The sequence below is a fragment of the Vitreoscilla massiliensis genome (assembly GCF_001457815.1).
Classification (GTDB): Bacteria; Pseudomonadota; Gammaproteobacteria; order Burkholderiales; family Neisseriaceae; genus Vitreoscilla; species Vitreoscilla massiliensis.
The window spans coordinates 542830-551824 of the sequence record NZ_LN898220.1; the positions used below are offsets into that span (position 1 = coordinate 542830).

At 49.7% G+C, this 8995-nt stretch carries 6 protein-coding genes; 4 read left to right on the forward strand and 2 right to left on the reverse strand.

The features are described 5' to 3' along the window. Positions 1 to 86: 86 nt before the first annotated feature. Both BN3003_RS11400 and BN3003_RS11405 read right to left on the reverse strand, forming a co-directional pair. Positions 87 to 983 (reverse strand): c-type cytochrome, encoded by an 897-nt coding sequence (locus BN3003_RS11400; protein ID WP_058356775.1) that lies wholly within the window; start codon positions 981 to 983, stop codon positions 87 to 89. Beyond that, entirely contained in the window at positions 980 to 2317 is a 1338-nt protein-coding gene (locus BN3003_RS11405) for a cytochrome c (RefSeq protein ID WP_058356776.1), read from the reverse strand. Before BN3003_RS11405 ends, BN3003_RS11400 begins: the two co-directional genes overlap by 4 nt. A 110-nt stretch (positions 2318 to 2427) precedes the next feature. Between BN3003_RS11405 and BN3003_RS11410 the strand changes: the two genes are divergently transcribed. The 4 genes from BN3003_RS11410 to BN3003_RS11425 all read left to right on the forward strand — a co-directional run bounded on the left by BN3003_RS11410 (position 2428) and on the right by BN3003_RS11425 (position 8630). Beyond that, positions 2428 to 4125, forward strand: coding sequence for a sensor histidine kinase (locus tag BN3003_RS11410; RefSeq protein ID WP_058356777.1), 1698 nt, complete (start codon positions 2428 to 2430; stop codon positions 4123 to 4125). Continuing rightward, the gene (locus BN3003_RS11415; protein WP_159061436.1) at positions 4122 to 4733 is read left to right on the forward strand and encodes a response regulator; all 612 of its coding nucleotides are present in this window, start codon (positions 4122 to 4124) and stop codon (positions 4731 to 4733) included. The genes BN3003_RS11410 and BN3003_RS11415 overlap by 4 nt, the downstream gene beginning before the upstream one ends. 291 nt (positions 4734 to 5024) lie before the next feature. Continuing rightward, positions 5025 to 7979 carry an autotransporter outer membrane beta-barrel domain-containing protein gene (locus BN3003_RS11420; RefSeq protein WP_058356779.1) on the forward strand — a complete coding sequence of 985 codons (2955 nt, stop codon included), beginning with the start codon at positions 5025 to 5027 and terminating at the stop codon, positions 7977 to 7979. A gap of 141 nt (positions 7980 to 8120) precedes the next feature. Then, on the forward strand, positions 8121 to 8630 hold the full coding sequence (locus tag BN3003_RS11425; protein ID WP_058356780.1) for a DUF4240 domain-containing protein: 510 nt from the start codon (positions 8121 to 8123) through the stop codon (positions 8628 to 8630). Positions 8631 to 8995: the final 365 nt, after the last annotated feature.

Genomic DNA, 8995 nt, shown 5'->3' on the forward strand with positions numbered 1-8995 from the left:
GTGATGCATGCGGCCTGTCATCTCTAAAAAGCAAAAAAGAGCCGCAAACAACGCGGCTCAAACTCAACTTCACTCACAGGTTCACATCAATAACGCGCGTCTTTCGGCTTATTGCCCTCAGGCCAATCTTTCACTTTGCCAGCAAAATCGGGGCGCGGCTGATGGGTAAAGTATTCGGCAATGTCGACCGCATCTTGATCGCTTAACACGCCACCTTGTCCCCACGCACCGTTTTTTTGCACCGACATCGGCATATTGTCGCGCAAAAACGCCGCGGCTTTGTAAGTACGCGCCATGCCCGCGCCGATGTTAAACGATTCCTCGCCCCACAGCGGTGGAAACACCACATTGCCACGCGCGTCTTTGCTTCCTTGCCCATTGTCGCCATGGCAGCTGACGCATTGCTGTGCGTACAGCAATTTGCCGCGTTCCGGATTGGGCACCAAACTCTCGTCTATCTTGCCGCCGGCATCAAAATCGATTTTGGCCTTTTTGGGCAAACCTTCACTCAACCACGCCATGTACGCCAGCATCGCTTGCATCTCTTTGGAATTCACATCTAAAGGCTTGCCATTCATCGAGCGCTGAAAACAGCCATTGATGCGCATCGCCAAATCCACCATCTTGCCGGCACGCGGCATTTTTTGTGGGTAAGTCAAATTCGCATTCACATACGGCGCGCCTTTTTGCTCTTTGCCATTGGCAATGTGGCAACTGTTGCAATTCATGCTCGCGCCAACATTGTTCGGCAACAAGCGCTTGGTTTCATTCAATAAGCGCCCACCATAACGTATCAATTCCTCGTTCGAATGTCCTTTGACATCGGCCACACTCGGCACTTGGTAATCGCTTTTCACCACTTCTTTGGCCACTTTCACCGCAAACTGCTGTGGTGTTGCCGCAGTCGGCGTTTCAGAACAGGCGGCCAAGGCCAAACATACGGGTAAGATGCCGCGCACTAGGGCAAACAATGGGTGTTTCATGGCTGTTCTCCCAGATAATTCGGTGATTTTTTCTCAAGAAAGCGACGGATTTCGGTCACGTCGGCGGTGTCTATATTGGGCGCCTTATTGCTCCAACCGCTGCGCACGAAATTCACCAGCTCTTTCACATCGTCATCGCTCAAGTGTTTGAATGCCGGCATGGTCAGAGCCATCGCATCGTGCGGCGTGTGCGCCATGCGCCCCCCTTCTAAAGTGACTTGAATCACCGATTGGGCATTGTTGGCCACCACCGCACTGTTGCCATCCAAAGCAGGGAAGATGCGCGCCACGCCTTGACCGTCCATGCGGTGACAGACGGCGCAGTTTTCGGTGTACAACAAGGCGCCGCGACTGATGTCGCTGCCATCGAGCAAGGCTAGGGTAGTGATGTCAGGTTGGGTGGCGCGCTGTACAGGCCGGCCTGTAACGGCAGGCAAGGCTTTCAAATACTTGGCCATGGCGTGTAAATCAGTCTCAGTCATGTGTTGGGTGCTGTGCTCGATGACATCAGCCATGGCACCAAAGGCGATGACTTTGTCAGTCCGTCCGCTTTGCAAGAATTGCACAATGTCTTGCTCACGCCATTCGCCCAAGCCATTGCCCTCGCCACGCAAACTCTTAGCGCGCCAACCATCGACCACCGCGCCGGATAAGAAACTGTCGTTATCGGCCATGCTCAAGGACAACTCTTGGTAAGCGATGCCGCGCGGGGTATGACATGCACCACAATGGCCGGGGCCTTCGACCAAATACGCGCCCAAATTGGTGGCATTGTCCCATTTTGGGTTGGCCTTAAACTCACGCGCCGGTGCAAACAGCGCTTGCCAATACGCCACCGGCCAACGCATGCGCATGAACACTGGCATCGTCGCCGCTTGGTTGGCCTGCTTCACTGGTTTGACTTCGTGCATGAAATACGCATACATGGCGGCAATATCGGCATCGGGCATGATGGTGTAAGAAGGATAAGGCATGGCCGGATACAAAGGCGCGCCATCGCCGCGCACGCCGTGTTTGACCGCATTGTTAAATTGCGCCAAGCTGTAGCGGCCGATACCGGTTTCTTTATCTGGGGTAATGTTGGTGGAATAAATGGCGCCGACCGGCGTTTGCATCGCCAAACCACCGGCATAGGCTTGGCCACCGGGGACGCTGTGACAGGCAAAACAATCGGCACTTTGTGCCACATATTTGCCTCTGGCCAAAACATCTGCATTTTGTATGGACTGAGGCTGTACAGCTTGTGCCCGAGATGACATGATGGCCTTCGAGCCCCCATAAGCGGCGGCCACAGCAAGCATCAGACCACCCAATACCAAGTTGATTTTTTTCATGGCTGTTTCCTTATTCATATGCACATATTCCCCACATCTGGCGCCAGCGCCTATTGTGGAAAACCACATACCTTCAGCACACTTGACTTAAATCAAGCAGAAAATCTTCCATGAAATTTTGGCACATCATCAACATCTTCATTATCGTCTGCAGCCTGTGTTTTGCCCCAGTACAGGCCGCTACTTGGCTTATTGGCATCCAAGCGCCAAATGGCGCCAGCGCCACCCAAGAACAATGGCAAGCATGGGTGGATTGGCTGTCGGCGCAGATGCCCGACGATGATTTCAGCTTGGTGGCGCTGAATACCGCCGATTTTAAGAATTCCTTACACAGCCACAAATTGGATTTCGTCATCGCCCAACCGGTGCAATTGCTGTTATTGCCCAAGCAAATGCCCACCCATTGGTTGGCCAGTGTCGCCTCTACCCCTGCCCAAGGCATCAATGGTGCCGAAGTGGGCAGCGCGATTTGGGTGCGCCAAGACAGCCCGCTGCACACGCTCAAAGACTTGCATGGCAAGCGCGTGGCGGCGGTGTCGCCGCACACCTTTGGTGGTTACTTGGCCGCCATGCCCATTTTGCAAGCACATGGCGTGCATGAATCCGACTTGCACATGCAGTTCAGCGAATACCCCATTGCCCGCACCTTAGAATGGTTACAGGCCGGCCGTGTCGATGCCGCCATCACGCCTTTGTGTTTGATGGAACAATTGCAGCAAACCGGCCATATAGACCGCCGCCAATTTCGCCTATTAAGCCCAGCGATACACAGCAGCCATTGCCAAGGCCATGTTGAATTTGCCTCCAATTGGTTGCTGGCGGCGATGCCAGACACGCCTACCGCTCTGAGCAATGCCGTCGCCCGCGCCGTGTTGTCCGCCGACACGCCGGCTGATTTGCCGCAATGGCAAAGCCCACAATCGACCCACGCCATCGAACAAGTGTTGCTGCAAACCGGCCATCATCCCTACCAACAAAATCTGTGGCAAAGCCTGTGGTTTTACGGGCAAAAATACCGCTATTGGAGCATGACGTTTGTCGTGGTATTGCTCTTGTTATTGGGCAACCACGGCGTGGCGATTTATTTGGCCAAACGCCGCCAGCACCAATTGCAGCAGATGTATCACAAGCTGTTACAAACCGAGAAAATGATGTACCACTCAGACCGCATTCACACCTTGGGAGAAATGATGTCGGGCATAGGGCATGAATTGAACCAACCGCTGACCGCCATCCAATACTATGCCGACGGCGTGCGCTTGAAACAGCAAGCAGGGCGTTTACAGGCCGATGATTTGCCCACCGCCTTGCAACACATCAGCCAGCAAGTCGAGCACAGCCGCAGCATCATCCACAACATCCGTGCATGGGCAAAAATGCCGCCATCACAGCCGCACACATCCTTATCTGTTGCAGCCATCTTGGCTGAGGTGCGGCAATTCATCGCTTGGCAACATCCAGATTTAGCCTTGCACATCAGCTGTGACAGCGCCCTCACCGTGCTGGCTGACGCCATACAGCTGCAACAAATCTTGGTCAACGCCATCTTAAACAGCCAACAAGCCGGCGCCAGCCACATCCACATGCAAGGCCTTACAGGCCGCTTAGTCTTACACGATAACGGCCCCGGCTTTACAGACGCGCAATTGGCGTTTCCCTTTGTGCCGTTTCGCACCAGCCGCAGCGATGGCTTGGGCATAGGCTTGGTGGTGTGTGCCCGCTTGGCGCGCAGCATGAACATGAATTTGACTTTGTCCAACCACGCCGATGGCGGCGCGGTGGTGACCTTAGAATGGCCAGCCACATGAACATCCCTTATCACATTCACATCATCGACGACGATACCAGTGTGCGCAGCGCCTGCGGCTTTCTCATGGATGCCTTAGGTCATCCCCATCACAGTTGGGAGCATGGCGCGGCCTTTTTACAACAAGCGCCACTGCATCAGGCCGCGGTGGCCTTATTGGATTTGCGCATGCCTCTGCTGGATGGAGAACAAGTGTTGCAAGCCTTGCAAGCGCAACACAGCTGCATCGCCACCATTGTTTTGACCGGCCATGGCGATGTCGCCACCGCCGTGCGTTTGCTCAAACAAGGCGCGGTGGATTTTTTGTTAAAGCCAATACAGGCCGAGCCTTTGCAACAAGCCATAGCCAACGCGGGGCAGCAAGCGCTGAAACTGCAACAACTGCATCTATGGCGACAATGTGAACACAGCTTGAGTCCAAAAGAACAACACTTAATGGCTTTACTGGTACAAGGCATGACCAATAAAGACATGGCAGCGCAATTGTGCGTGTCCCAACGCACCATAGAAGTGCACCGCGCCAAGCTGATGCACAAACTCGGCTGCGAACATGTGGCACAATTGGTGCACATTTATTGGCAATTGCATCCGCAAGCCCAATTTAATTAAAAAAGCGTCCTGTAAAACTTACAGGACGCTTTTTTAATACTCTCTTCATCCAGCTTTGTGTTGATTCGGCTTTTGCCCCTAGCATGCGGGTTCGCCAACAAGCACGATTTTTACTTCATTAAAAACAAGTTGTTGCAACATATTGTCAAATTGCGTTTTACCATGTTTAATAAAAACACTTTACTCTAAACATGGTAAACAAAGGCAAATATGACACCCCTGCATTTGGTTTTTATGTGGCATCCACCGCATGCACAGATTGCTTAATCACCACCACTGAGGCTGATCATCATGAATAAAATCTACAAACTGGTTTGGAATGACGCGCTGCAAACTTGGGTAAGCGTCTCGGAAATTTTCCCATCGCGCGGCAAAAAATCCACCATCATCGGCAGCTTAACCGCATTGGGCTTGGCCATGTTAGCACTACCAGCTCATGCGGCAAGTATCGGTTTAAGAATAGACAACGGCGCAAGCAACCCTACCAACCTCATCAGCACTTATAACGGGCGCAATGTGGTTCCCATATTTGATGACTATTCTATGCAAGGTATTCGTGTTCAAAATAAAAGTCGGCTAATTTATAGCAATGGTACGGTAAGCGTAGACATGACTAAAGGCGCAGTGGCCAGTAATTCCAATTATCCGGTAGGTGTGTATTTGGACGGCTCCTCTGCAGCCACCAGTAATGTGGTCAATCTTAACAATGCTAAGATCAATGTCAAAGGCTCCAAAGGGGCCATAGGTATAGATGACAATGACAAAAATACCGTTGGCTTGAATAATGTGACTTTCAATGTGGTTGGTGGCAATGGTCGTACTGTTGGCTACGATCAATATACTTATTATGAATGTGCAAGCTCCACTCCCTGCCCTAGCCGGATTGCTACTGTAAAAGGCACCACGGTCATGAATGTTAGTAATACCAGTAATGCTACCTCTGCTGGGTGGATGAGTGCTGCCACATTAGGCACAAAAGCCACTACCAATATTACTGGTAACAGCATTACCAATATAAGAAGCACAGGCTTATCTAAACCTTATGGCTATTATGTCAGTTCTAATGGCAATATAAATTTCAATAATGCCATTATTTCGGGTACCACCAATGGTAAAAGTGATGTGTACATTCGTGCAGGAGGCACAATACGCTTTATCGGCACGACCAAAGCAATTAGCCCTCTACATATTTTAACCAAATACGGTAATGTGTATTTTAACCAAATCAGTGGCACTTCGTTTGTCGTGGATGAGCTGCGTAGCCTTCAAGGCAATACCACCTCGACAGGTTATGATTATGGTGAAAATGGCAGTGATGGAGGGGTGTATAACAGCAAAGTATTTTTAGGCGATAAAACCTTATTTATTACTGGTAAACACACCACACCCAATGATCGCAATTATTTTTCATCCAGTGTGTATGGTTCCAATAAGAGCCGACTAATCAAGCAAGGCAGCAATACCCTGTCTTTTAATGGTAACAACAGCGGTTTCTTGGGTGACTTGGTGGTGGTTGGTGGTGTTTTTCAAGTCATGGGTGGTAATATGAGCAATACCAAATTGACTACAGTTAAAACGGGTGCCACTTTAGCTGGAAATGGCAGTAACACAGGAAGTACAGGAGTCGTTGGCAAAACCATTATTGACTCAGGAGGTACACTACAGGTAGGTAGTACAGTGAATAGCAATACCAGTCGTCAATATTTCACCATCAATGGTGATTTACTCAATAATGGTAATGTTAGGGTCTACAATAGCAAAGGTATAGTAGGTAACAGCTTATTGGTCAAAGGAAATTATGCAGGTGGCAATGGCAGTAAACTCTATATGGCTTTCTCCCAGACCAAAAAAAATCCCAGCGACATTTACGAATCTCCGACCGTCAATAAAGACACCATGGTCATCAATGGCAATAGCAGCGGCACATCTACTGTGTATGTGAGCAACTTAGGCAATGTGGGTGTCGATTACAGCAAATCAAATGGCATCTTACTCATTAATGTTAAAGGTTCATCCAATGCTAATTTTGTACAAAGTGGCCGTATTGTTGCGGGAACTTACGATTATTATTTAACCCGAGGCAATGCTGCTTATGGCTCTTCAGCTAAAGATTGGTATTTGAACAATCGTAAACCAACCACAGCCACAACAGCCAAATCCAGTGCTGATACATTCACAAATACGGCTTTAGATAATAATGAGTCTTCAAGTAGCACACTCACTGATATTGCTCCGGTTACCAATGCCGTTTTAGCAGCATCCTCACCTAAAATCATCCGCCCCGAAGCCGCCTCCTACAACAGCACAGCTTACGCGGCCAACAATATGTTCAAGCTGGGTTTGCAAGACCGTTTGAATGGTTATGCCGCCAGCGAATATGAAACCGAAGGCGGTGGTTTGGATGGCAGCCCAGAACGTGGCAGCGCTTGGATTAACTATGTTGGTTCCAAGGCCGATTTCAAAGATGGCAGCGGCCAGCTCGACAGTGACATGGACAAGAACACCGTCATGATTGGTGCCGACATGGTGGTGCATTCGACCAATGAACAAAACAAAGTCACCGTTGGACTGATGGGCGGCTATGGTCGTGCCAAAGGTTCAACTCATAACAACTTGTCTGGTCACAACAGCCGCCATGAAACCGATGGTTATGGCATAGGCGTTTACGGCTCTTACCAGCAAAACGCCAATGAAGAATCCGGCCTGTACGCAGACAGCTGGATTTTGTGGAACGATTTTGACAACGAGGTCAATGGCGATGGTTTGCCTAAGGTCAAATACGATTCCAAAGGCATCACCGCGGCGGTAGAACTGGGTTACAACTGGAAAATCGCTGAGAAAAACAATGTGCGCTATGTGTTGCAACCGCACGCACAGCTGATGTACCAAAACGTACAGGCCGATGACTTTACCGAAGCCAATGGCACCAAAGTGCGTTTCGATGATGGTTCAGGTTTGCAAACCAAAGTTGGCTTGCGTGCCTCTGCCCACATCCAAACCTCAGAGCAAACCGCCATTACCCCGTATGTCGAAGCCAATTGGGTGCACAATAACAAGGATTACCGCGTGTACATGAACGATGTCGCCTCCGATTTGGAACACAAAGGCGGCGCCGGTGAATTGAAACTCGGCATCCAAGGCGACATTACCCGCAATCTCAGCGTCAAAGCCGAAGCCAATTACCTCGGCGGTAGCAATGACTACAAAGAAGTCGGTGGCAGTGTCGGTGTGAAATACCGGTTCTAAGCCATCAGTAATAACAAGCGGCCTGTAAGTGTTTACAGGCCGCTTTTTCATCAACCATCACATAATCGTGATGTATCTGCGTTAAAATCAAACATCAAACATCAGCGTGCTCACCCTATTCACCGACAGAAAGAGAACAGGATGCAAACCACCACCTTTTGGCAGCTCATAGACCAAAGCCGCCAATATGCCCAAACTCACAACCAAACCCATGCCGAAGCCTTAAGCCCCCTGCTGTCGGCATTGGATGTGGCCGACATCATTGATTTTGAAAACCATTTCACCCACTATTTTCATCAAGCCTACGATTGGAAACTGTGGGCAGCAGCCTACATCATCCACGGCGGCTGTTCCGACGATGGCTTTATGGATTTTCGCGCCTGGCTCATCGGCCAAGGTGAACAAGTGTATGTGGATGTCTTGGCCAATCCTGACATCTTGGCCGAGATGGTGGAAGATGAAGACGACTTATACGAATTAGAAAGCCAAGACATTTGGTCAGTCGCCATCAATGTCTATCAAGACAAAACTGGCTCCGACAACATGCCGGCCACCATCAATGTGGCTTTCCCGAGCGAACCCACAGGTCAGACATGGGAAGAAGGTGAATTGGAAGACTTGCTGCCGCAGTTGTCTCAGAAATTTGAATAAACACCTTGGTGATTTTGTTATCAAGCCATTGTCACGGAATTGCATTAAAGCGGCCTGTAACACTGCTTACAGACCGCATGAATGGCTTCAAGTATTTCACAGAACCGATATTGCTACAGCCAACATACATGAGCATCTGAGTGGTTGAGTTTGAGTTCTTGAAGGTAAGCGCATTGATGAATTGAAAGCGGCCTGTAACTCTGTTTACAGGACGCTTTCAAGTATTGGTGATGTATTTATGTTGTTACAGCAAACGTGTATGAGCGTATGAGTTGCTGCGTGTCATTGGATTTGGGTTGTGTGCTGTGTAGATATTTGTGGATGCAATGATGTTTACAGGCCACTTGTACTTAATCTGTTGCGAG